This window comes from Pseudomonas sp. PvP027, from assembly GCF_017833005.1.
Lineage (GTDB): Bacteria > Pseudomonadota > Gammaproteobacteria > Pseudomonadales > Pseudomonadaceae > Aquipseudomonas > Aquipseudomonas congelans.
On record NZ_JAFIBK010000001.1, the window covers coordinates 394912 to 419088 of the forward strand.

Genomic DNA, 24177 nt, shown 5'->3' on the forward strand with positions numbered 1-24177 from the left:
ACCAGCGTCTCCAGGCTGCGTCGTGCCACCACCGCCACGCGGTCATCGGGTTGTACGCCAAGACTGATCAGATGATGGGCGAGTGCGTTGGCGCGCGCGTTCAGCTCACGGTAGCTCAGGTGTTGGGCGCCCACCTGTGCGGCAATAGCATCAGGCTGCTGCTCTGCCAACTGCTCGATGCGCTGATGAATCGTCAGCCTGCGTTCGTAGTCGGCACGTTGGTCATTGAAGCCCAGCAACATTTGCGCACGCTCGCTGGCGGGCACGATATCGAGCTGATCGACCGGCATCTGGGGCGCCTGCTCCAGCGCGTCGACCACGCTTTCCATGGTCCATTGCATGTAGGCACAAATGCTTTGCGGGTCGATGCCTGCGGCGGTTTGTGCCGTCAAGCCAAAGGCCTCACCCAAATCATCGACGCTCAGCACCAGCGGATAATTGCTGCGCTCCTGAGCCTGCAGCACTTCGATGCCTTGCCATGTCTCACCGGACGCTTGCGCCGGCGCACTGTGGCGGTAGTTGAGCAACGCGTTGAACAGCGGCGTCGGCGCTTTTACCCCACTGCAGCGCTGCGCCAGTGCCAGCGGTGCGTGTTCGTGGCGCATCAGCGCGGTCAGGCGCTGGTGAGTGGCGCGCACTGCGGCCTGCACGCCCTGCTCGTCCAGATCAAGGCGCAGCGGCAATGTGTTGATGAAGATGCCCAGCGCTCGCTCTGTGGCTTCGGCACCCAGCAAACGCCCCATCAGCACAGTGCCGAATACCACCCGCGATTGCCCGGCAAGGCCTGCCAGCACCCGTGCCCAGCCCAAGTGGAACAGGCTGGCGACACTGATACCGAGGGTTCGCGCCTGAGCACGCAGGCGCTGACACAGCTGCTGATCAAGCGTGACGCTGTGCTCTTCGATCGCGTCGCCCTCACCGCTCAAATCCTGCAGGCCGTAGGCCAGTGTCGGTTCGTCGAGATCACTCAGCATCTCGCGGAAAAACGTTTCATGCTGAGCTTCGCTGACGCCCAGCAGCGCTTGTCCGACATAGTTGCGAAACGGCACCGGTACGCCCAGCAATTCGGCTTGCCCGGACAGACAGGCCTGTATTTCATGGCGCACGACCTCAAGGGCACTGTGGTCCATGGCAATGTGGTGAAACAGCAGCGTAGCCTCGACCCTCTGACCTGCAACAGGTGCATGGCAGACCAGGCGCATCAGCGGTGCCTGGCCCAGATCCATCGTCAGGTCTGCCGCGAGCGGCGAGCTGTCGACCTTGAGTTCAGCGTGGCGCCAGACCACCTGCACCGGGGTTTCCAGCCCCTTCCAGTGTATTGAGGTGCGCAGAATGTCATGCCGGGTGATGACGGTTTGCAGTGCCTCGGCGAACGCATTCAGACGCGCCTGATCAGAAAAGGCGAATTGCACCTGCATGACATAGGGATCGCCGTGGGTGGCGGTAACGTGGTGGTAAAGAATGCCTTGCTGCAGCGGGGCCAGCGGGTAGATGTCCTGGACATTCGCGGCGCCTCCCGGTATCGCGTCCATCAACAGGTCGATAGCCACCTGATCAAGGTCCGCCAGCGTCAACATTCCGGGGGTGATTCGCTCGCAACCCTGTTCGATGCCATTGGCTGGCAATACCGGTGCGCCGCGCTGGCCGTTCTCATAATCGCCCTGCTCGATGAGCTCGATCAGCGCCGGCTTATGCTCACGCAGATGCTCCAGCAGGCCGTTATCAGTCAATGCACGGCGATTGCCCTGCACCACCAATTGACCGTCCTTGACCGTCAGGTGGATATTGTGAGCTTTGAGTGTCGCCAAAAGTTCGTTGATGCTCACAGGGTAATCTCCATGTTCTCTGTGATGGCTGCGTAGCCCGCCAGCGTAGGTTGTTCGAAAAGCGCCCGGACATCGGCCTCGATGCCTTCCTGGCGCAGGCGCGCAGTCAGGCTCACCGCCAGCAGCGAATGACCGCCCAGCTCGAAAAAGTTGTCGTGACGGCCTACCTGCCCGACCCCGAGCAGTTCGCTCCAGAGCCTGGCCAGCAGGGCTTCGGTTTCGCCTTGCGGTGCTTCATAAGGACGGGTCAGGAGCGCATCCTGCCCTGGCGCAGGCAGCGCCTTGCGATCCAGCTTGCCGTTGGGGCTCAGGGGCATGGCGTCCAGGTGCACGAACAGTGCAGGCACCATGTAATCCGGCAACTGCGCACGCAGTACCTCACGCAAGGCCTCGACCGATAACTGTGTGCCGGTGTAATAGGCCACCAGCCGCTGCCCGCCAGGTTGCTCGTCGCGCACCAGAACGATTGCCTGTTCGATACCCGGATGGCTGATCAGGCAGGCCTGGATATCGCCCGGTTCGATTCGTAATCCGTGGATCTTCACCTGATCGTCATTGCGGCCAAGAAACTCGAGGTTGCCGTCTGCCCGCTGGCGTACCAGATCGCCGCTGCGGTACAGGCGGTCGCCTGCAACGAAAGGGCTGTCGATAAAACGTTCGGCATCGGTCTTTGGCAGGTTCAGATAGCCACGCGTCACCCCGGCACCGCCGATATGCAGATGACCGATAACACCTTGAGGTACGGGCTGGTCATGGGCATCGAGCACGTAAAGCCGCGTATTGCTGATCGGGCGTCCGATAGGCAAGGCGCTGTCCGGCACGGCTTCGTCGGGGCGCAGTGTCCAGACGCTGCAATCGACTGTGGTTTCGGTCGGGCCATACACGTTGTGCAGGCGCGCCCCTGGCAAACGTTTGCGTAGCTGTGCGGCCATATCCACGGTCAGCTCACCACCCCCGCAGACAACGTCGGTCAGGCTGCTGCACGCGCTGCTCTGCGGCAGATCGAGGAACTGCTGCAACAGCGCCGGAACGAACTGCACGATGCTGACCTGACGCTCCTGAATCACCTGCGCCAGGTAGGCAGGATCACGCTGGCCATCAGGACGCGCCAGCACCAGCGCAATACCGCTGCTCAGGGGCCAGAAAATCTCCCAGACCGAGGCGTCGAAGCTGATCGGGGTCTTTTGCAGCATGACAGCGCCCGAGGCAGGTGGGCACAACACCGAGCTCCACTGCACCAGGTTGCTGACGTTACGGTGCTCGACCATCACCCCTTTCGGCGTGCCAGTGGAGCCCGAGGTGTAAATCACATACGCCAGATGCTCCGCCGTCAGGCCGGGAACGCGCGGATTCTCATCGCGCTGCGCGTCCCAGGTCACGCTGTCCAGATCGATCCGCAGGGCATGTTCGTCGTCAAGCAGATCGCGGGTGCCTGCCTGTACCAGCAAGGCGACCGGCGTGCTGTCCTTGACCATGTACTGCAAACGCTCGCGCGGGTAGCTCGGATCCAGTGGTACGTAAGCGCCACCGGCCTTGAGGATCGCCAGCAGACCGATCACCATCGACAGGCCGCGCTCGACGCAGATCGCTACCCGTTGATCAGGCCGCACGCCCAGATCGATCAGGTGATGAGCCAGGCAGTTGGCCTGTTCGTTGAGCTGGCGATAGCTCAATTGCGAGCGCCCGGCTCGCAGGGCAATCGCCTGCGGTGTGCGTACCGCCTGGGCTTCGAACAGCCCGTGCAGGGTTTGCTGAAGATCGTGATGGATCGCCGTGGCGTTGAAGTCGACCAGCGAGCGTTGCCGCTCTTCAGCGCCGAGTACCGACAGATGCTGCACCGGCAGATCCGGCTGGCCTTCAAGGGCGTCAAGCATGGCCACCAGCGTCTGCTGCACGTAAGCGCAGATACGTTGCGCCCCTACTCTGGGTGGCACGGTAACGCTCAGGCGCAGGCTGTCGCCCAGATCGTCGACGTTGAGGCTCAACGGGTAGTTGGTGTGCTTCTCGCTGGTCAGAATCTCCAGGCCTTGCCATGCATCAAGCTGCGCATCCTGTCGCGCCTGGCCTGCTGCGTGTCGATAGTTGAGGATTGCACTGAACAACGGCAATGGCGCTGCTACCCCGCTCCAGCGCTGTGCCTGAGCCAGGGATGCGTGCTCATGGCCAAGCAGTGCCGCCAGTCGGGCATGCGTGGCGCGTGCGCCGTCGCGCACGCTGATGTTGTCCAGATCGACGCGCAACGGCAGCGTATTGATGAACATGCCCATGCCACGGTCGGCACCCGCACCGCCCTGCAAGCGCCCCAGCAGCACAGTACCGAATACCACACGGTCATTGCCGGTGGCCGCGCCCAGAACCCGTGCCCACGCCAGATGCAACAGGCTGGCGACACTGATCCCCAGTTGCCGCGCCTGACTGCGCAGACGCTGCAGCAAGGCATCGGGCAGCACCTGCTGTGCTTCCTCGATACAACGGCCGTCCCCCTGCACATCGCGCAGCTCAAACGGCAACGTCGGCTCGTCTATATCGCCCAGTTGCTCGCGGAAATACGCCTCATGCTCTGCTTCGCTGACACCCAGACGTGCCTGGGCCACATAGTTGCGATATGGCACGGCGGGCTGCGTCGGACCCGGCTCGCCGCGCAGATGGGCGAGCATTTCTTCGCGCATCACTTCGAGCGCGGTGGCGTCCACCACAATGTGATGGAAGCGCAGCGTTGCCGACAGGCCCGGGCCAGTAGGGTCCGGACAGTAGGCCAGACGAATCAGCGGCGCACAGCTCAAGTCCATGCTTGCCGAGCCCGCCGGGGTGTCGATCTGCGCCAGCGGCACACGTTCGACAACCAGATCCGCCTGACGCCAGACGACCTGTTGCGGTGTTTCCAGCCCTTCCCAGACGATCGCCGTGCGCAGACTGTCATGCCGGGCAATGACTTTGCGCAAGGCAGCGGCTACCGCCTGCAGACGCTCCGGGCTGTCGACGTTCATGCGCAATTGCAGCAAGTACGGATCGCCCTGCTCGGCAGTCAGGTGGTGATAGAGGATGCCTTCCTGCAGGGGCGCCAGCGGGTAGATTTCCTGAACGTTGGCGGCTCCGCCAGGCACCGTGGCGACAATGCGCTCGATGGTCGGCTGGTCGAGCTGTGACAGGCTCAGCAGGTCCGGCGTGATGTGTGTACAGCCAGCAGGAACGCGATTGAGCGGCGTCGTGATTTCACGCCCCTTGCCCACCGATGCGGCCAGCGCGGCGACAGTCGGCTGGCCGAGCAGGACGCGCACATCGACGCTGAGTCCGGCGTTGCGCAGGCGCTCGACCAGACTGACCGCCAGCAGCGAATGGCCGCCCAGTTCAAAAAAGTTGTCATGACGGCCGACTTTTTCCAAGCCAAGCACGTGCGCCCAGAGATCCGCCATGAGGGCCTCCGTTGCACCCACGGGTGCCTCGTAGGCCTGACTGGTCAGCGCTTCCAGCGCCGGGTCCGGCAAGGCACGGCGGTCAAGCTTGCCATGGCTGGTCAGCGGCAGCGCGTCCAGACGTGTGAAGGCCAGCGGCACCATGTGCGCGGGAAGACGTGCACGCAACGCCTCGCGCAGCGCTTCGGGTTCGACGGGAGCGTTTTCGGTGAACCAGGCCAGCAGACGTTCACCGCGCACCAGCACCACGGCATCCTGCACCTCGGCCTGACTGGCCAGGGCCGACTCGATTTCGCCCAGCTCGATACGCATGCCGCGAATTTTTACCTGGTCGTCATTGCGTCCCAGGTAGTCCAGGCTGCAATCGTCATTCCAGCGCACCAGATCGCCGCTGCGATACAGGCGCGCCTGCGTCGTGGCGCTGAACGGGTCGGCGATAAAACGCTCTTCGGTCATTTGCGGACGATTCAGATACCCGCGGGCAACCCCCGCGCCACCGATATACAGCTCGCCGACGACACCCACCGGCACTGGCTGCAACTGCTCGTCCAGTACGTACACGCGGGTGTTGGCGATCGGGCCGCCGATATGCAACGGCCCGCCTGGCTGCATGGCTCCAGAGGTCGCTACCACGGTGGTTTCAGTCGGACCATAGTTGTTGATCACCGCGAAGCCAGGGTCGCTGTCGAACTGACGCAAGCGGTCGCCGCCGACCAGCAGCGTGCGCAGCGTCGGGTGCTGGCGCGGGCGTCTGAAGGCTTGTTCGGCCACCGGGGTCGGCAGGAAACCGACCTGAAGTGGCTGCTCCAGCCACCAGTCGAGCAGTTCATCGACGTGCTCGTTGCCGACCTCGGCCGGTGGCAGGTGCAGTACCGCACCGGCACACAGCGCCGGCCACACTTCCCAGGCCATTGCGTCGAAGCCGAAACCGGCCACGCTCGCTGTATGACTGCCGGCCTGCAGAGCGAACGCTTGACAATGCCAATGCACCAGATTGACCAGCGTGCGGTGTTCGACCATGACGCCTTTGGGCTGGCCGGTGGAGCCGGAGGTGTAAATGACGTACGCCAGTTTTTGCGCATCAAGGCCCGCAACACAGGGGTTATTGCCGGAGGAAGCAAGCCAGTCCGCCTGCTCGATGTTCACCCGGGCAGTGTCGCTGGCCAGATCGTGGGTCGAGTTTTCAGTCAGAACCACACGCGGCGCACTGTCCTGCAGCAGATAGGCAATACGCTCCGCAGGATAGACCGGGTCTACCGGCACGTAGGCCGCACCGGCCTTGAGCACCGCCAACATGGCAATCAGGCGTTCGGGACCACGGTGCAGGCACAGGGCAATGCGTTCATCGGCTTTGACGCCCAGGCCGATCAAATGATGGGCCAGGCGATTGGCGCGCTCGTTGAGCTGAGCATAGGTCAGGACGTCGCTACCCTGAATCACCGCAGGGCTGTGCGGCTGGCTGGCGGCCTGCGCTTCGATCAACGCATTGACGGTGCAGTCCTGCGGGAACGGCTGTTCAGTGCGATTGAAATCGAGCAACAGATGGTTGCGTTCTGCCGCGTCGAGAATCGGAACGTTTTCCAGCCGCAATGGCAGCGCCTGTTCCAGGGTTTCCAGCAGATGCGCCAGCGTGTTGAGCACCCAGCCAGCGATACGCTCGGCCCCCATACCCTGCTGCGCGAGCACATGCAAGTCGAAGCCTTCGCCCAGATCGTCCACGCAGAGGGTCAACGGATAGTTGCTGCGCACATCACCACCGAGCACCCGCACGCCTTGCCAGAGCCCTTCGCCGTCCAGCGGTTTTACCTCGGCACTGTGGCGATAATTGAGCAAGGCACTGAACAGCGGCGACCCCGAAGCCACCGCACTGCAGCCCTGAGCGAGTACCAGAGAAGCCTGCTCGTGAGCGATCAGCGCAGACAGCTTCGCGTGGACCGCCTTGACTGCCGGACGGGTCTCCAGCGCCGTATCCACACGCAGCGGCAAGGTATTGATAAATACACCGAGTGCCCGATCAGCACCCTCACCGCCCATGCGTCCCAGCAACACAGTGCCGAACACCACGTCGCGACGATTGGATAGCACGCCCAGAACCCGCGCCCACACAACGTGCATCAGGCTTGCAGCGCTCACCCCGAGCTGGCGTGCCTGCTCACGCAGCCGCAGGGCCAGGTCCGGGTCGAGGGCCCGTCGCTCCTCTTCGATACCACTGCCGTCGGCGTGCACGTCTTGTATGCCAAAAGGCAGGGTTGGCTCATCGACGTCACCGAGCATTTCAGTGAAAAACGCTGTGTGGCTTGCGTCGTCATTGGCCAGGCGTACTTGCGCGACGTAGTTGCGATACGGCACCGGCGTCTTCAGGTCATAGCGGTGGCCGAACAGCAACGCTTGCATCTCGCGGCTGACGATCTCCATCGCAGTGTTATCCAGCACCAGGTGATGAAACAGCAGAATCGCGACGGTTTCGCCGCTCGACGACTGCTGGGCATGCACCAGACGCATCAAGGGTGCCTGGGTCAGATCCAGTCGATGATGACGGGCGTCGAACTGGTGTTGCAGACGGTCGATGACGGCATATTCGGAGTCTTCGGCCTCGAACTCGATGGCCTGTACCGTCAGCTCGGCAGTACGCCAGACCACCTGTTGCGGACTTTCCAGACCTTGCCACACCACCGAGGTGCGCAGGATATCGTGGCGGTCGATGACTTCCTGCAAGGCTGCGGCCCAGCTGTACAGACGCTCCGGCGTGTCGAACGCCAGACGCCATTGCAGCAGATAGGGATCGCCCTGTTCTGCGGTCAGGTGGTGGTAGAGAATGCCTTCCTGCAACGGTGCCAGCGGGTAGATCTCCTGCACATTGGCAGCACCGCCCGGCACGCTGGCGACTATACGATCAATGGCTGACTGTTCGAGCGACACCAGACTCAACATGCCCGGAGTGATCTGCTTGCAGCCTGCCGGAATAAGGTTTGCCGGCACCTTGAAGGTGCTGACGTCCGTCTGGCTTGCGGCCAGAGCGGCCAGTGTCGGCTGGCTGAGCAGCACATGCACATCGGCCTTGAGTCCGGCCTTGCGCAGTTGCTCCACCAGACTGACGGCCAGCAGGGAATGGCCGCCCAGCTCGAAAAAGTTGTCATGCCGCCCTACGCGCTCGATGCCCAGCACCTGCGCCCAGATGGATGCCATGGCGATTTCCACTGCGCCCAGCGGTGCTTCGTAAGCATTCCCGAGCAGGTACGTCGGGTCCGGATCGGGCAGCGCACGGCGGTCAAGTTTGCCGTTGGCCGTCAACGGCAGTGCCGTCAGTCGGGTAAAGGCACGCGGCACCATGTAGCCCGGCAGGCGTGCGCGCATTGCCGGTGCCAGCGTGTCGATGTGGACCGTCGAGTGCTCAGTGAACCAGGCCAGCAGATGCAGATCGCGAACCAGCACGACTGCGTCTTTCACGCCGTCCAGACTGGACAGCACCGCCTCGATTTCGCCCAGTTCGATGCGCATGCCACGAATTTTCACCTGGTCGTCGTTACGGCCCAGGTAATCCAGAGTCCCGTCGCCATTCCAGCGCACCAGATCACCGCTGCGGTACATGCGTGCCTGCGCGACCTCGCTGAACGGGTCGGCAACAAAGCGCTCCTCGGTCAGTTGCGGCTGATTCAGGTAGCCCCGCGCGACCCCCTCACCGCCAATGTAAAGCTCACCGGGCACACCGACAGGCATCGCTTGCAAGTGCTCATCCAGTACGTAGACACGAGTGTTGGCGATGGGGCCGCCAATGTGCAGCGAGCCGTTGCCCAGCACCTGACCGGAGGTGGCGACAACGGTGGTTTCGGTCGGGCCATAGTTGTTGACCACGGCATAACGGCGGTTATGAGCGAACTGCCGCAGGCGGTCGCCGCCGATCAGCAGCGTACGCAAAGTCGGATGGTCCTGGCTCTGGCTGAACGCGTACTCGGCCACCGGGGTGGGAAGAAAGCTGACGTCCAGCGGTTGGGCGCGCCACCAGTCGAGCATGGCTTCAATGTCCTCGCCACCGTCCTGGACCGGCGCCACATGCAAGGTCGCGCCAGCGCACAGGGTCGGCCAGACCTCCCAGGCCATCGCATCGAAACCGAAGCCGGCCAGGCATGAGGCATGACTGCCCGCCTTCACATCGAAAGCCTGGCAGTGCCAGTCAACCAGATTGGCCAGGGTTCGATGCTCCACCATCACGCCTTTGGGCTGGCCGGTGGAGCCGGAGGTGTAAATCACGTAGACCAGATTGTCGCTGCCCAATCCCGCTACCTGCGGATTGTTCTCAGCGCCCTGACCGTCGGTGCAATGGTCCAGTTCGATCAGCGGCACTGCCAGCGGCGGCAGACGCTCGATCAGCGAAGACAGGGTCAGCACCACCACCGGCGCGCTGTCACTGAGCAGATAGTGCAGGCGTTCGCGCGGGTGCGACGGATCAATGGGCACATAAGCCGCCCCCGCCTTGAGAATGGCCAGCAGCCCTACCAGGGTTTCCAGACCACGGCGCGAAACGATCGCCACGCGATCGTCAGGGCATACGCCCTGGTAGATCAGACGCTGAGCCAGGGCGTTGGCCTGACGGTTGAGTTGCGCGTAGGTCAGGTGTTGCCCTTGAAAAATCGCCGCCACGGCATAGGGCCGAGTACGGGCCTGCTGTTCGATGCGTCGATGAATCAGTTGCTCGTCGCCAACAGCCGTCTCAGTTTGATTCCAGGCCTGTAGCTGCAATTGCTCGGCGGGTGCTGACAGGTGGAAGTCCTGAATCCTCAGTGCCGGGGTTTCCAGCCCCTGCTCGAGAATGTGCAGCAAACGCCCGGCAATCGCCGGGGCTTCGGCATCTTCGATCCAGGCACGGTGGTGAACCAGGTGCAGGGAGGCATCGTCGTTGCAACTGTTGCTGCGCAAGTGCACGGCCAGCGGCGTCGCCTCGTAGCCATTGGACACCTTTACCGTCTGCGCCTGCGCATCGGCGTAGCAGTAACCATGGTCTTCCAGCTCGTAGGACACCGACACTTCGAACAGTTGCGCCCTTCCCTCACGTGATAATTCGAGGCTGCGATTGAGCTCGCTCAAGGGGAAGCGCTGATGACGGAAGTCACGTTTCAGCGCGTCGCGCACCTCGACTACCAAGGCGGCGAAATCCAGCCCGTCGTCGAAGGCCATACGCACGGCACTGACCTGAGCGAAGTGGCCAAGCGTCGCCTTGAAGCGCGCGCCACTGCGATTGAGCAGCGGCAGCCCGACAATCCACTCGTTGCGTTGCGCAGTACGCGTGAAATAGACATGCAGAACGGCCAGCAATACATGAAACGCAGATGCGTTGTGGCGCTCGGCAAATTGTTTCATGCGCGCATGCAATGTGCCGGGAAGTGGCTGCACCCAGGCGTGGGACGGCGCCGGGTCAGTCGCCCGGCGGTTGTGATAGCGCGACACCAGCAACGGCTCCGGCAAATCGCGGTATTTTTCCAGCCAATAAGCCCTGCCCTGCGAATAGCGTTGCGACGCCTGATACCGGGCGTCATCTGCAATGAAGTTGCTGTACCCCGGTGCAAGCAGTTCGAGGTCTTTACCTGCCACCAACGCGCTATAAAGCTCGCCCAGGGACTTGAACAACTGTCCGAAGCCCCAGCCATCCAGAATCAGATGGTGGGCCTGACCTGCCAGCCAGTGCTGATCGCCTGCCAGGCGGATGAGGCAGAAGTCGAGCAATGGGCTGCCATCGAGCACGTAGGGGCGGCGCATGTTGTCATTGAGTAGTGCCCGCGCTGCCTGCTCGGGCTCGGGATGATCGCTGAAGTCATGCAACGGCAAGGACACCGGCAGGCAAGCCGCGTACGACTGAAGCGGCATGCCATCCGCTCCGGCACCGGGAATCAGGACTGTGCGCAGCGCTTCATGTGCGCAAACCAGTTGCTCCAGCGCCTTGTGCAGGGTCGCCGGGTCGACCGCTCCGGACAGTTGCAGGTAGCCGCCGATGTTATAAAGCGGAGAGTCACCGCGACTGATCTGATCAAGCCAGACGTCGCGCTGAGCAGCGGTCAGTGGGTAGGTTGCGGCGCTGGAGGGGAGCATGGCTCAAGGTCCTTCTTGGCGGGTAGGCAGCGGATTAAGCACTGCCGTCCCAGCTGTGTATGGCCCCTTAAACCCGGACAGTGCCTTACGGCCAAATGCCACTGCAGATCCACTTTCGGCGGATTGCAATCCTGTCCCTGTTTTTTGTTACAGACGCAGGATGAAAGCTTAGGCTGAATACCCGGAGACCAAGTGCCATCATCAGGCTTATCAGTAAGTGCAATCAGTAGTTGCCGCGCAGCAGTCGACATGGTCCGTTTTTGCGCGGTCGGAATCAGGAAAGCTCAAGATGAACACGGCGCAACATTTCGAGTACAACGACGACCCACGCTTCTATCTGCAACTGGCCAAGCTGGTTTCCAGTACGGGTGACGACACCTTTGCCGGGCACATGTTGCAATTGGTGGATTCGCTGGTGCCCATTCACGGGCTTGGCCTCAGTGAATGGACGCTGGACCTGCGCGAGAGCAGTATCAGTCGCATCAATCTGCTCGGCGGTGCCGGCCTGCAGCATGATCCTCCCGGCAGCGAGACCACCGACCATCCTCTGCTATCAAGCATTCTGAACATGCAGGACCCGTTGTTGATCCAGCTCAAGACCCCGCTGAGCGCGCAACATCCCCAGCAAAACACCCACCAGTGCAATCTGGTGTCCAGCCACGGCGAACGTCGACTGATCATCTGTTTTTATCGGCTGACCGCGCTGCGGGCGTTCTCCCTGACAGAATTGTCCTTGCTCAAGAGCCTCTCCGACACGTTGCTGCCGCTGGTCGAGCATCACGCGCAGAGCCTTGCTCAGTCCAGCAGCAATGCCACGCGGCTCGAGCTTGAGCCGGGCTCGCTGGATCAGGCGTTCAGTGGCAGGCTCGCCCAGGACTCGGTCACACTTTCAGCACGCGAGCAGGAAGTCTGCCTGGGCTTGCTGACCGGTGGCACCGTGGCTGAAATGGCGCAGCGCCTCAAGGTCAAGAACAGCTCGGTGGAAACCTACCTCAAGCGCGCCACCGCCAAACTGGGCGTCAGCGGACGACATGGGCTGGCGCGCTGGATGGCGGGTGATTGAAGTTCGTACGCCCGGCTAAATGAACTGCAGCGATACGCGCCCGGAAAAAAGGGCCCCTAAAGGCCCTCCTCGCACAGACGCTGCTGCCGTCAATCAACCCGGAAGGCAATCACGCTGTCGCCCAATGTCGTACCGAGCGATCCGTGACCGCCGGCAGCGATGACCACGTACTGTTTGCCGTCGTTGCCGGTATACGTCGAAGGAATGGATTGGCCACCCGCGGGCAATTCATGTTCCCAGAGCACTTCGCCGTTAGTGACGTCATAGGCACGGAAAAAGTTATCCGCCGTCGCGCCGTGAAAGGCCAATCCGCCTGCCGTCACCATCGGACCGCCATGGGCGACCATGCCCATGGGAAAACCGACCGGAAAACGTTCCTGCATGAAGCTGGTCTTGAGGTTTTTGGTGGTGCCGACACGGCGCATCCATTGGGTCTTGCCGGTCGTCAGATCGACCCCGGCCATGGTTCCCCAAGGTGGCGCCGTGCAAGGGATGCCAAGGCTTGAGGCGAATCTGGAAATACGGATGGCATAGTCACCGTCGAAGTTCTCGTTCCAGTAGGGCTTGCCTTCCTGAGTGAACAGGCGTTTTTCCTGGGCCTGCTCGGGTCGTTTGATCAGGTTGTAGATATACGCCAGACGCACCGGCGCGGCGATCAGCAACTGGCGGTCAGGGTCCACGGCCACCGAGCCCCAGTTGAACACGCCTATATTGCCGGGATAGATCAGCGATCCTGACTCGGTCGCCGGTGTCCAGGGATTGCCGTCATAACGAACTGTGTTGTAAGTGATCCGGCAAGCCATCTGGTCAAAAGGCGTCACGCCCCACATGGACTTCTCGGTCAGCACGGGAGGGATGAAGTTAAGTCGCGACACCGGCTGGGTGGGTGCAAAGCGCTCGCCTTCGACACCGCCCTCGGTGCGCACACTGACCTGATCGACAGGGATGATGGGCTCCCCGGTCAGACGGTCAAGCACGAAAATGTTGCCGACCTTGGTCGGCAACACCACGGCAGGCTGGCGGTTGCCGTCTTTTCCCAGATCAAGCAGTGAGGGCTGCGATGGGTTGTCGCGATCCCAGAGGTCGTTGTTCGAAGTCTGGAATTTCCAGCGCAGCGCACCTGTTTTCAGGTCGAGAGCCACCAGCGCATCGCGAAACTTCTCGGTGTTGCTGTCGGGGTTACGCCGGGTGCCGGTTTCGTCGGGCGAAGCATTGCCGAACGGGACGTACACCAGACCGTTTTTGACATCGGCGCTCAGGGTTGCCCAGGCGACCGGCGTGTCCTGCGGATAGCTCTGATCAGCCGCGATGGGTTGGGTGCTGTCCGGGTTTTGCGGATCGAAATTCCACACCAGCCTGCCGGTGATGACGTCGTAGGCGCGAATCACCCCGGACGGGTTTCCATCGTTATAACCGTTATCCATGATCGAACTGCCGATCACGATCAGTTCGCCGGCAATAAGTGGCGCGGAGGTCTGCATGAGCGCGTGCGGGCGGATGGTGCCCATGTTGACGCTCAAGTCGATCACCCCGCCGCTGCCGAAGTCGCTGCACAGGTTCCCGGTGTCGGCATCCAGCGCTACCAGCCTGGCGTCTGCAGTCGCGGTGACGATGCGTTTCGCGCATTGAGCCGGCTGTTGCGGCTGGCCAGTCGAACTGGAGGCAGAGGAATAGTAGCTGACGCCGCGGCACGTCTGGTGCTGCTGCAGGTACGAGCGCTTTTTCTCGGGGGTGTATTTCCAGGCCAGTTGCCCGGTCTGCGGGTTCAGTGCATGCACTTCGTTATGAGGCGTGCACACATACACCCGGTTGTTGACCTTGAGGGGCGTCGCTTCGAAGGTGTACTCGCCGGCGTCCTTGTCCTCATCACGCAGGTCGCCGGTATGGTATTCCCAGGCCACCGACAGCTTGGCGACGTTGTCCGGGGTGATCTGATCGAGGCTGGAGAAACGCTGGCCGGCGTTGCTTGCGCCATACGCGGCCCAGTCACTGCCCGCCGAGTCGGCGTTGCGGGTGGTCGTCATGTTGTCAATCCGCCCCTGCTGCGGGTACGGATCGTGAAACATCAGCGCAATCACGATCAGCAGCATTATGCCAAGCGTACCGCCGAGCAACGGATGAAAACGACGATTATCGGAACTTGATTGCGCCTGATAAAGCGGGCGTACCACCCAGGGCATGGCCAGCCACAGGCCGATCAGGGCAAACAGATCACCGCGAGGGATCCACTGCCATTTGTCGAGGCCGGCTTCATAGATGATCCAGACCAGAATCCCCCACATCATTACTGCATACAGGGTAACCGCCGATTTCCTTTTCAGGAATACCAGGGTTGCTGTGGCCAGCAAACCCAGGGCAATCACCGAGTAGGCCGGTGAGCCGCCGGCAGCCACCAGTTGTGCGCCCATGAACAGCAGAATGAGGCTGAGTATCGCGATGACGATACCGGTCACTTTGAGAATCATCTTCCTTGCCCTTTATTGTTATCCAATCTTGCGCCGCGACGCGTTCGACCACGGATTTCGCCCGTAGTGTCAGTTTTTGCGCGTCGCGTCATCCAGGGCAAGGATGGTGTGGGCGTTGGTGACGGTGGTTGCCAGGGTATTGATCACGCCTGAGCGCAAGGCACCCAGCGTGGCGGCCGCCTTGGTGTTTTCACTGGCGATGGCCACTACGTCCGGGATACGAAACAATTCCTGTACGGTAAGACCGATCACCCGGCCCTGTATGGCATTGACGGCAGGCTGGCCGTGAATGTCGATGAAGTCATAGCCCATCATGTCGCCCACCGTGCCGGACAGCCTGGCCTGGGCGATTTCCTGCGGAGAGAACCAGCCCATGCGCACCATGTTGCTGTTCTCGCTCATGTCACCAATACCGATCAGCGCCATGTCGGCACGCCGCGCACGATCAAGCGTCGAGCGCACGGTGTCGTTGCTGATCAGAATACTGCGCAGTTCAGGGTTGGCAACCAGTGCCGGGGCGTACAGGCTCTCGCTTTCGCCACCGAAGCGCAGCGCCAGACGGCGACAGATGTGGTCGGGGTTCATGTACTCGCCCGCCTTGAGCGAGCCACCGATGGCACAGACAAATGTGCAGTTGCGCGTCACCGGCAGGAACACGTTGTCCGCCACTGCCCCCACATTGCGCCCCATGCCCACGGCGACGATCATGCCGTCACCCAGGGTCTTGTTCAGGTAGTTGGCAACCAGACTGGCCACCGCCGAGCGCTGAGTATCCGGGTCGCTGTGGTCGACTGCAATCAACGCCCTGTCCAGCTGAAAGCGCTCGACCAGCGCCAGTTCCAGCTCGTTGTTCATCGCCGGGTGCTGCAGCACCCGTACTTCGACAATCCCTTCATCGCGTGCGCGTTTGAGCAGTCGGCTGACTTTTGCGCGCGACAGGTCAAAGCGTTTGGCGATGGCTTCCTGAGTGACGTTCTCAAGGTAATAGAGCATCGCGACTTCAGTCATCAGATCGATGTCGCTGGCCATGCGCTGGGTACTGTCACTCATGTGGACGGGCTTCCGTTTCGGCGTCAAAGGCACATTCTCCCTACTCCCGCCCTGTCCCGTCCACTGACTAATGATGCCCGTCACGCTCTATCGCGTTGATGCGTTCGACCTTGGCACCGGAGCGCGCGGCTTCGAACTCCGACTCCAGAAACGATTTGACGATGCTTTTTGCCAGTTCCGTGCCGATCACCCGTGCACCGACAGAAAGAATTTGCGCATCGTTGCTCTTGCGCGCCCGCTCAGCCGAATAGGTGTCGTGGGCCTGGGCCGCACGAATGCCAAAGACTTTGTTGGCGGAGATGGCCATGCCTATTCCGGTCCCGCAGACCAGCACGCCAAGCCGCTGCTGCCCGGCGTTGATCGCCGTGGCAACGGCCAGAGCGATGTCCGGGTAAAGCACCGGTGCCGTGGAGTGCGTACCGAAATCGGTCACTGGATAACCCAGCGACTCGATATGGCGCTTCAACAATTCCTTGAGTTCATAACCCGCTTCATCACATCCGATAGCCACCGGGAAAGGTGTGTTCATGGCATCAGGCTCCACTGCCGGGGTCTTATTATCTGACCAAATGTTCAATCGGTGAAATTCCGATCAATCATTTCTGAAACATTCGCCCTCTTCTGTCAAGCAAGTTTTCCAGCGAATACTGAAAAAAAGCTCAAGACCGCCGCAGGACTGCCTCTAAGGCGACACTCCAAAACTTTTATATGAAACAGATTGACTGATCAGAATTTCATTTGATACACATATGCTCACTGAGCAACGCATCAGCACCTAATAAGAATTCACAGCACGAGGACACGCCAATGGCCACGCCATTACTGCTCCAGGCTGAACACGTCACCAAGGCTTACGCTGGCATCCCCGCCCTGCGTGACGGGCGTCTCTCATTGCGAGCCGGGAGCGTGCACGCCCTGTGTGGCGGCAATGGTGCGGGCAAGTCCACTTTCCTGAGCATTCTGATGGGCATCACCCAACGCGATGCCGGGACCATCCTGCTCAATGGTGAGCCAGTGCAGTTCAGCCGTCCCGGCGATGCCCTGGCGGCCGGGATTGCGATGATCACCCAAGAGCTGGAACCCATCCCCTTCATGACCGTCGCCGAGAACATCTGGCTGGGCCGCGAGCCACGCCGGGCCGGGTGCATTGTCGACAGCAAGGAACTGAATCGACGCACACGCGCACTGCTGGACGAGCTGGAATTCGATGTTGACGCCACCAGCCCCATGCATTTGCTGAGTGTGGCGCAGATACAACTGGTGGAAATTGCCAAGGCTTTCAGCCATGACTGTTCGGTGATGATCATGGATGAGCCCACCTCGGCCATCGGCGAGCGTGAGGCGCAAACCCTGTTCAAGGCCATCCGCCGGCTTGCCGCCCGGGGTGCTGGCATCATCTACGTCTCCCACCGCCTCAGCGAGCTGGCGCAGATTGCCGACGATTACAGCATTTTTCGCGACGGCGCCTTTGTCGAAAGCGGACGCATGGCTGATATAGACCGGGCACACCTGGTGCGCGGCATTGTCGGCCAGGAGTTGCAGCGTATCGATCACAAGGTCGGCCAGGAGTTGCAGCGTATCGATCACAAGGTCGGCCGCGAATGCGCGGTCGAATGCTGCCTGAATGTCGAGGGCCTGAGCCGTAACGGCGAATTCGAAGACATCAGCCTGCACGTGCGTCATGGTGAAATTCTTGGCATTTACGGGTTGATGGGCTCGGGTCGCAGCGAGTTCCTCAACTGTCTGTACGGCCTGACCATCCCGGACGCCGGCAGCATCACCCTGCAAGGCAAACCGCTGCCGGTCGGTCTGCCCAAGGCCACCATCCGCGCGGGCGTTTCACTGGTCACCGAAGACCGTAAGGACAGCGGCCTGGTACTCAGTGGCAGCATTCTGTCCAACATCGCGCTGTCGGCTTACCGGCAGTTGTCGAACTGGTCGCTGATCGACGCCCGCAAGGAGCACAAGCTGGCCGAAGACATGGTCAAGCGCCTGCAGATCAAGACGACGTCGCTGGATCTGCCCGTCGCGTCGATGAGCGGCGGCAACCAACAGAAGGTCGTCCTCGCCAAATGCCTCTCCACCGAACCGGTGTGCCTGCTCTGCGACGAGCCGACCCGGGGCATCGACGAGGGTGCCAAGCAGGAAATCTATCACCTGCTGGATCAGTTCGTACGCGCTGGCGGGGCCGCCATCGTGGTCTCTTCGGAGGCGCCGGAGCTGCTGCGCCTCAGTGACCGAATCGCCGTGTTCAAAGGTGGCAAGCTGGTGACCATCAGCAGCGATGCCGATCTTTCCCAGGAAGTCCTGTTGAGTCTTGCCTCATGAATGTCAAAACCATTATTGCCCCAGCCTCCGCGTCTCCACGCAGCCGCTTGCGCCTGTCTCTCGACCGTTTCGGCCTGCCGCTGGTGTTCATTCTGTTGTGCCTGGTACTGGCTTTTGCCAGCGAATATTTCATGACCTGGCGCAACTGGATGGACATCCTGCGCCAGACCTCGATCAACGGCATTCTCGCGGTCGGCATGACCTACGTGATCCTGACCAAGGGCATCGACCTTTCTGTCGGCTCGATTCTGGCGTTCGCCGGGTTGTGCAGCGCACTGGTCGCGACGCAAGGCTATGGCCTGCTGGCGGCGGTCAGCGCGGGCATGTTTGCCGGCGCCATGCTTGGCGTGGTCAATGGCTTCATGGTTGCCAATCTGTCGATTCCGCCGTTTGTCGCCACGCTGGGCATGCTCAGTATCGCCCGCGGCATGACCTTCATCCTCAACGACGGCAGCCCGGTGACCGACCTGCCCGAAGAATACCTGGCGCTGGGCATCGGCCGGGTCGGCCCGATTGGTGTGCCGATCATTATCTTCGCGGTGGTCGCGCTGATTTTCTGGATGGTCCTGCGCTACACCACCTACGGCCGTTACGTGTACGCCGTCGGCGGCAATGAAAAGAGCGCACGCACCTCCGGTATCGGCGTACGCAAGGTGATGTTTTCGGTGTACGTGGTTTCCGGGCTGCTCGCCGGACTGGCAGGCGTCGTGCTGTCCGCCAGAACCACCTCCGCCCTGCCCCAGGCCGGCATGTCCTACGAACTGGATGCCATCGCAGCAGTGGTTATCGGCGGCACCAGCCTGTCGGGAGGCACCGGCAGCATCGTCGGCACGCTGTTTGGCGCGCTGCTGATCGGGGTGATCAACAACGGCCTGAACCTGCTCGGCGTGTCCTCTTATTACCAGCAGGTCGCCAAGGGCCTGATCATCGTGTTCGCAGTGTTGATTGATGTGTGGCGCAAGAAAAAACGCTAAACCGGCATGAACGACTGACTACAACAATAACGAGGTTCTCATCATGAAATTCGGTACATCCCTGGCCGCTGTCGCGGCGTTCTCCCTGCTCGCCAGCAGTATCTCCATGGCCGCCGATGGCAAGACCTACAAGATAGGCGCGGCGGTGTATGGCCTCAAGGGTCAGTTCATGCAGAACTGGGTGCGTGAGCTCAAGGAGCATCCGGCGGTCAAGGACGGCACCGTGAAAATCACCGTGTTCGACGGTAACTACGATGCGCTGACCCAGAACAATCAGATAGAGACCATGATTACCCAGCACTACGATGCGATCATTTTCGTGCCCATCGACACCAAGGCCGGCGTCGGCACTGTGGCCAGGGCGATGGAAAACGACATTCCGGTGATCGCATCGAACACCCGGGTTGCCGGCAACAAGGTGCCTTACGTCGGCAACGACGATGTCGAGGGCGGTCGCCTGCAGGCGCAGGCCATGGTCGACAAGCTCAAGGGCAAAGGCAATGTGGTGATCATCCAGGGGCCGATTGGCCAGTCGGCGCAAATCGATCGGGAAAAAGGCGAACTGGAAGTCCTGAGCAAGCACCCGGACATCAAGATCATCGAGAAGAAGACCGCCAACTGGTCAAGGGCCGAAGCCCAGACCCTGACCGAAGACTGGCTCAATGCGCATCAGAACGGCGGCATCTCGGGGATCATTTCGCAGAACGACGACATGGCGCTCGGTGCCCTGCAAGCGGTGAAGTCGCGCAACCTGAAGCCTGCCGATGTGCCGATCACCTCCATCGACGGCATGCCTGACGCCATCCAGGCGGCGAAGAAAAACGAAATCACCACCTTCCTGCAGGACGCCCAGGCCCAATCCCAGGGAGCCCTGGATGTAGCCCTTCGCGCCCTGGCCGGTAAGGATTACAAGCCGCAGTCGGTGATCTGGGAGCGCTACGCCAAGGACGTCAAATGGGGCGACGGCACGGACAAGAACTACATCCTGCCCTGGGTGCCGGTCACCGATGCCAACGCCGATGCGCTGTACAAACAGGTCAGCGGCGGCAAGTAACCGGGGGATTATCGCTACCGCGCTCATGGTTACACATAAGTTCTGACACTCGCGATTCTGCCCGCAGGGCGTGGGAGCGAACCGGGCGACGCTTCGCTTGTTCGCGAAGACGGTATTTCAGACGACGCATTTTCGGCGATCGTACAGGCCCTTTCGCGAACAAGTTCGCTCCCACGGCCTTCGGCCAGAATCAACGACAGAATTGTGTACGAGGCAGCGCGCTCCAGCGTGGTAGCGCCGCTCTGGAAGCGCTGCGTGACGAATCATCAATCAACCAGCGCTACAGCTACAGGAGTCATATTCATGTCTGAATTCTGGAACAAGGCGTTCGATCTCAATGGCCGTTGTGCGGTCATCACCGGCGGCGCAGCGGGGATTGGCTTTGCCTGTGCCAGCCTGCTGGTCGCGCGCGGCGCGCGGGTCGCACTGCTGGACCGTGACCAGGCAGTGGCCGAGGTCGCCGCCGGCCTGGGCAGCGGGCACCTCGGTATTGCGGTCGACCTGCGCCGGGTCGATCAGGTCAACAGTGCCATTGATACCGTCTTCGAGCATTTCAAGCGCATCGACTATCTGGTCAACAGTGCCGGGGTCGCCGTGCTGGACAAGGCTGTCGACGTCAGCGAAGAGGCCTGGGACACGACGCTGGAGATCAACCTCAAGGCCAGTTTCTTCGTCGCCCAGGCCTGCGCGCGACACATGCTCGGTCAAGGCAGCGGACGTATCGTCAACCTGGCCTCGCAGGCCGCGGTCATTGGCCTGGACAGGCACGTCGCCTACTGCGCGAGCAAGGCCGCAGTGGTCGGCATGACCAAAGTGCTGGCCATGGAGTGGGCACCGCATATCAACGTCAACGCCATCTCGCCCACCATCGTCGAGACCGCGCTGGGCAAAAAAGCCTGGGCGGGCGAAGTCGGAGAACGGGCCAAAACGCAGATCCCGGCAGGTCGCTTCGCCCAGCCGGAAGAAATAGCCGGGCTGGCCCTGTACCTGCTCAGCGACGCCGCCAGCATGATCACCGGCGAAAACGTAGTGATCGACGGCGGCTACAGCATCCAGTAACTCATTTTCTGTCGTGAGGTTCATCGTCATGTCCACCGTCACCGAACGCACTGCCGAACAACTTTCACCGGTTATACCGAAAACCATGCAGGCCGTGGTCTGCCACGGTCCGGAAGACTACCGGCTGGAAACCGTGGATGTGCCGACCCCCGGCCCCGACGAAATCCTCACCAAGGTCGAGCTGTGTGGCATCTGCATGGGCGACATCAAGACCTATCGCGGTGCCCCCTCGTTCTGGGGCGATGCCGAGCAGCCGCGCTACGTCAAACCACCGATGATTCCAGGCCATGAATTCGTCTGTCGCGTGGTGGCGCTCGGCCCTGGTGCCGAAAAGCGTGGCGTGAAGATCGGCGACCGGGTGATCTCCGAGCAGATCGTGCCGTGCTGGGGCTGCCGCTTCTGCAACCACGGACAGTACTGGATGTGCCAGAAGCACGACCTTTACGGCTTCCAGAACAACGTGCAGGGGGCCATGGCCCAGTACATGATTTTTACCAAGGAAGGCATCATTCACAAGGTGCCCGATTCGATTGCCCCGGACGAAGCCATTCTCATCGAACCACTGGCCTGCTCGCTGCACGCAGCCGAACGGGCCGATGTCGATTTCGACGACATTGTGGTCGTCGCCGGTGCCGGCACACTGGGCCTCGGGATCATTGGCGCGGTGCGCATGCGTAACCCGAAAAAACTCATCGTTCTCGACATGAAGCCCGAGCGCGCCGCCCTCGCCCTGCGCATGGGTGCCGACGAGGTGTGGAACCCGGCCGAGGTGGACGTGCTGACGAAAATCCGCGAAATAACCGACGGCTACGGTTGCGACATCTATATAGAAGCCACCGGACACCACAAGGCTGTCAATCAGGGCCTGGCGATGCTGCGCAAACTCGGACGCTTTGTGGAGTTCAGCGTATTCAACGATGAGGCCACGGTGGACTGGTCGATCATCGGTGACCGTAAGGAGCTGGACGTGCTCGGCTCTCACCTCGGCCCCTACATGTACCCGCGCGCCATCGATTTTATCGGCAACCGCAAGATCGACATGCGCGACGTCGTCACGCACAAATTCCCCCTGGCGGAGTTCAAGGAGGCGTTTGCCGTCATGGAGCGAGGCGATAAATCATTGAAGGTGGTTCTGGAACCCTGATCCGCCCGATCCTTATAAAAAGAACACAGGAAATCGCGTTATGAACCGAGTGATAAACGATCCGGACCAGGTGGTCGAGGACATGCTGCGCGGCATTCTGGTAGCGCATCCTGAACTGGCGCAAAGTGAAGGTAACCCGCGGGTCATCAGTAAAACCCGACCCTCTGATCAAGGGCGCGTCGGGATCGTCACTGGCGGCGGCTCGGGTCACGAACCGGCCTTTCTCGGCTATGTCGGGCCTGGACTGGTGGATGCTGTAGCGGTCGGCGAGATTTTTTCCTCGCCCACGGCCAAGAGCTTTTTCGACGCTTTCCGCGCGGCCGATCACGGTGCAGGCATCGCCTGCCTATACGGCAACTACGCGGGCGACAACATGAACGTGAAGCTGGCGATGAAAATGGCCGCCAGCAAAGACCTGCAAGTGCGCACCGTGGTGGCCAACGACGATGTGGCCTCGGCACCGAAAGCCGATATCGCCAAGCGGCGCGGAGTGGCCGGGGAAATTTTCATGTGGAAGGTCGGCGGCGCTGCGGCGGCACAGGGTTACGATCTCGACGGCGTGATCCGCGTCGCGCAGAAGGCCGTGGATCACTGTCGATCCATCGGCATCGGCCTGACGCCCTGCACCATCGCGGCGGTCGGCAAGCCCAACTTTCAGATACCCGACGGCAAAATGGAGCTGGGCATCGGCCACCATGGCGAACCGGGTATCGAAGTCATCGACATCGAGTCTGCGGCGGCCATGGCAGAACGCATGCTGGCGCCGATTCTGGCCGACCGGGATTTCAGCCTCGACGACAGCGTAGTCGTGCTGGTTTCAGGCCTCGGTGCGACGCCGGTGATGGAGCTCTACGTGTTCTACGCCGAAGTGGAGCGCCTGCTCAAGGCCCGGGGCATGAGAATCCATCGCTGCTACGTGGGCAATTACTTCACGTCGCTGGAAATGATGGGGGTCACCCTGACGCTGCTGGGCCTGGACGCCGAACTGAAAACCCTGATCGACCACCCTTGCCGTTCCATCGGCATGACCCAGGCGGAGTGAACCATGAGCGCACATCTTTCTACGCATCTCCCTGCGCAACAGGGCACGCCTATCGTTGCCGACCTGGTGAGCGTGATCGTCGCCAACCGCGAATACCTCAGCGAAGTGGATGGCGCGATCGGTGACGGCGACCATGGCATCAACATGGCCAAGGGCTTCGCCCACTGCGGTCGTACCATCGAAGGCCGCCAACTGAGCCTCGCCGAGGCGCTGGATGAGCTGACCCTCAGCCTGATGGAAGGCATCGGCGGTTCCATGGGCCCACTGTATGGCAGCCTGTTTATCGGCATGGCCGATCAGGTGCGCAGCTGCGAGCAGATCGACGCCGCTGCCTTCGCCAGCCTGCTGCGCGGCGGTCTCACCTCGCTGCAGGACATCACCGAAGCCGGAGTCGGCGACAAGTGCCTGATGGATACGCTGATTCCGGCCGTCGAAGCCTTCGAGCAGGCCCACGCCCGGGGTGAATCATTCAGCGCAGCCCTCGATGCGATGAAAAGCGCAGCATCACGAGGGCGCGATTCAACTCGTGATCTGGTGGCGAAGATAGGCCGGGCGAGTCGCCTGGGCGAACGTTCGCTCGGCGTACTGGATGCAGGCGCGGTGTCGTGCTGCCTGATACTGACGCAACTGGCGGATTCAGTGCAGCCGAGGCTGAAAGACAGTTAAAGCACTGCGTCA

Annotated in this window: 13 protein-coding genes (1 of these 13 only partly in view); 8 read left to right on the plus strand and 5 right to left on the minus strand. The window is 61.5% G+C overall.

What is annotated here, in order from left to right; genetic code table 11:
* Both JOE33_RS01305 and JOE33_RS01310 read right to left on the minus strand, forming a co-directional pair.
* Nucleotides 1–1826, minus strand: the beginning of a protein-coding gene (locus tag JOE33_RS01305; RefSeq protein ID WP_209924022.1) for a non-ribosomal peptide synthetase. The gene continues 15955 nt to the left of window position 1, outside the view; only the first 1826 of its 17781 coding nucleotides appear in the window; its start codon is at nt 1824–1826; its stop codon lies beyond the left edge, outside the window.
* Complete coding sequence (locus JOE33_RS01310) at nt 1823–11320, minus strand: non-ribosomal peptide synthetase (protein WP_187625568.1); 9498 nt, start codon at nt 11318–11320, stop codon at nt 1823–1825. The genes JOE33_RS01305 and JOE33_RS01310 overlap by 4 nt, the downstream gene beginning before the upstream one ends.
* Nucleotides 11321–11609: 289 nt before the next feature.
* Between JOE33_RS01310 and JOE33_RS01315 the strand changes: the two genes are divergently transcribed.
* Nucleotides 11610–12383, plus strand: coding sequence for a helix-turn-helix transcriptional regulator (locus tag JOE33_RS01315; protein ID WP_096102087.1), 774 nt, complete (start codon nt 11610–11612; stop codon nt 12381–12383).
* An 89-nt stretch (nt 12384–12472) separates the two neighbouring features.
* Here JOE33_RS01315 and JOE33_RS01320 read toward each other — a convergent pair whose 3' ends face one another.
* The 3 genes from JOE33_RS01320 to rpiB all read right to left on the minus strand — a co-directional run bounded on the left by JOE33_RS01320 (nt 12473) and on the right by rpiB (nt 16427).
* Nucleotides 12473–14848, minus strand: coding sequence for a glucose/quinate/shikimate family membrane-bound PQQ-dependent dehydrogenase (locus JOE33_RS01320; protein ID WP_209924023.1), 2376 nt, complete (start codon nt 14846–14848; stop codon nt 12473–12475).
* A gap of 69 nt (nt 14849–14917) precedes the next feature.
* The gene (locus JOE33_RS01325) at nt 14918–15898 is read right to left on the minus strand and encodes a sugar-binding transcriptional regulator (RefSeq protein ID WP_003369595.1); all 981 of its coding nucleotides are present in this window, start codon (nt 15896–15898) and stop codon (nt 14918–14920) included.
* 67 nt (nt 15899–15965) lie between these two features.
* Complete coding sequence (gene rpiB, locus JOE33_RS01330; RefSeq protein ID WP_187625569.1) at nt 15966–16427, minus strand: ribose 5-phosphate isomerase B; 462 nt, start codon at nt 16425–16427, stop codon at nt 15966–15968.
* Between the two features lie 278 nt (nt 16428–16705).
* Here rpiB and JOE33_RS01335 point away from each other — a divergent pair, with 278 nt between their 5' ends.
* The 7 genes from JOE33_RS01335 to dhaL all read left to right on the plus strand — a co-directional run bounded on the left by JOE33_RS01335 (nt 16706) and on the right by dhaL (nt 24165).
* A complete protein-coding gene (locus JOE33_RS01335; RefSeq protein WP_187625570.1) occupies nt 16706–18226 on the plus strand; it encodes a sugar ABC transporter ATP-binding protein in 1521 nt (506 codons plus the stop codon).
* Nucleotides 18223–19200 carry an ABC transporter permease gene (locus JOE33_RS01340; RefSeq protein WP_096126382.1) on the plus strand — a complete coding sequence of 326 codons (978 nt, stop codon included), beginning with the start codon at nt 18223–18225 and terminating at the stop codon, nt 19198–19200. Before JOE33_RS01335 ends, JOE33_RS01340 begins: the two co-directional genes overlap by 4 nt.
* 43 nt (nt 19201–19243) lie before the next feature.
* Complete coding sequence (locus JOE33_RS01345; RefSeq protein WP_010435151.1) at nt 19244–20254, plus strand: substrate-binding domain-containing protein; 1011 nt, start codon at nt 19244–19246, stop codon at nt 20252–20254.
* 303 nt (nt 20255–20557) lie between these two features.
* Nucleotides 20558–21313, plus strand: a complete 756-nt coding sequence (locus JOE33_RS01350; protein ID WP_054993608.1) for an SDR family oxidoreductase — start codon at nt 20558–20560, stop codon at nt 21311–21313.
* Between the two features lie 28 nt (nt 21314–21341).
* A complete protein-coding gene (locus JOE33_RS01355) occupies nt 21342–22457 on the plus strand; it encodes an alcohol dehydrogenase catalytic domain-containing protein (RefSeq protein WP_122589361.1) in 1116 nt (371 codons plus the stop codon).
* Between the two features lie 40 nt (nt 22458–22497).
* A complete protein-coding gene (locus tag JOE33_RS01360; RefSeq protein ID WP_096243510.1) occupies nt 22498–23499 on the plus strand; it encodes a dihydroxyacetone kinase subunit DhaK in 1002 nt (333 codons plus the stop codon).
* 3 nt (nt 23500–23502) lie between these two features.
* A complete protein-coding gene (dhaL, locus tag JOE33_RS01365; protein ID WP_010435304.1) occupies nt 23503–24165 on the plus strand; it encodes a dihydroxyacetone kinase subunit DhaL in 663 nt (220 codons plus the stop codon).
* Nucleotides 24166–24177: the final 12 nt, after the last annotated feature.

Bases quoted from the DNA above. Each gene is read 5' to 3' on its own strand.
- dhaL (WP_010435304.1), top strand. From the start codon at position 23,503: ATGAGCGCACATCTTTCTACGCATCTCCCTGCGCAACAGGGCACGCCT.
- JOE33_RS01310 (WP_187625568.1), bottom strand. From the start codon at position 11,320: ATGCTCCCCTCCAGCGCCGCAACCTACCCACTGACCGCTGCTCAGCGC.
- JOE33_RS01325 (WP_003369595.1), bottom strand. From the start codon at position 15,898: ATGAGTGACAGTACCCAGCGCATGGCCAGCGACATCGATCTGATGACT.
- JOE33_RS01355 (WP_122589361.1), top strand. From the start codon at position 21,342: ATGTCCACCGTCACCGAACGCACTGCCGAACAACTTTCACCGGTTATA.
- JOE33_RS01320 (WP_209924023.1), bottom strand. From the start codon at position 14,848: ATGATTCTCAAAGTGACCGGTATCGTCATCGCGATACTCAGCCTCATT.
- JOE33_RS01350 (WP_054993608.1), top strand. From the start codon at position 20,558: ATGTCTGAATTCTGGAACAAGGCGTTCGATCTCAATGGCCGTTGTGCG.
- JOE33_RS01345 (WP_010435151.1), top strand. From the start codon at position 19,244: ATGAAATTCGGTACATCCCTGGCCGCTGTCGCGGCGTTCTCCCTGCTC.
- JOE33_RS01360 (WP_096243510.1), top strand. From the start codon at position 22,498: ATGAACCGAGTGATAAACGATCCGGACCAGGTGGTCGAGGACATGCTG.
- JOE33_RS01335 (WP_187625570.1), top strand. From the start codon at position 16,706: ATGGCCACGCCATTACTGCTCCAGGCTGAACACGTCACCAAGGCTTAC.
- JOE33_RS01315 (WP_096102087.1), top strand. From the start codon at position 11,610: ATGAACACGGCGCAACATTTCGAGTACAACGACGACCCACGCTTCTAT.
- JOE33_RS01340 (WP_096126382.1), top strand. From the start codon at position 18,223: ATGAATGTCAAAACCATTATTGCCCCAGCCTCCGCGTCTCCACGCAGC.
- rpiB (WP_187625569.1), bottom strand. From the start codon at position 16,427: ATGAACACACCTTTCCCGGTGGCTATCGGATGTGATGAAGCGGGTTAT.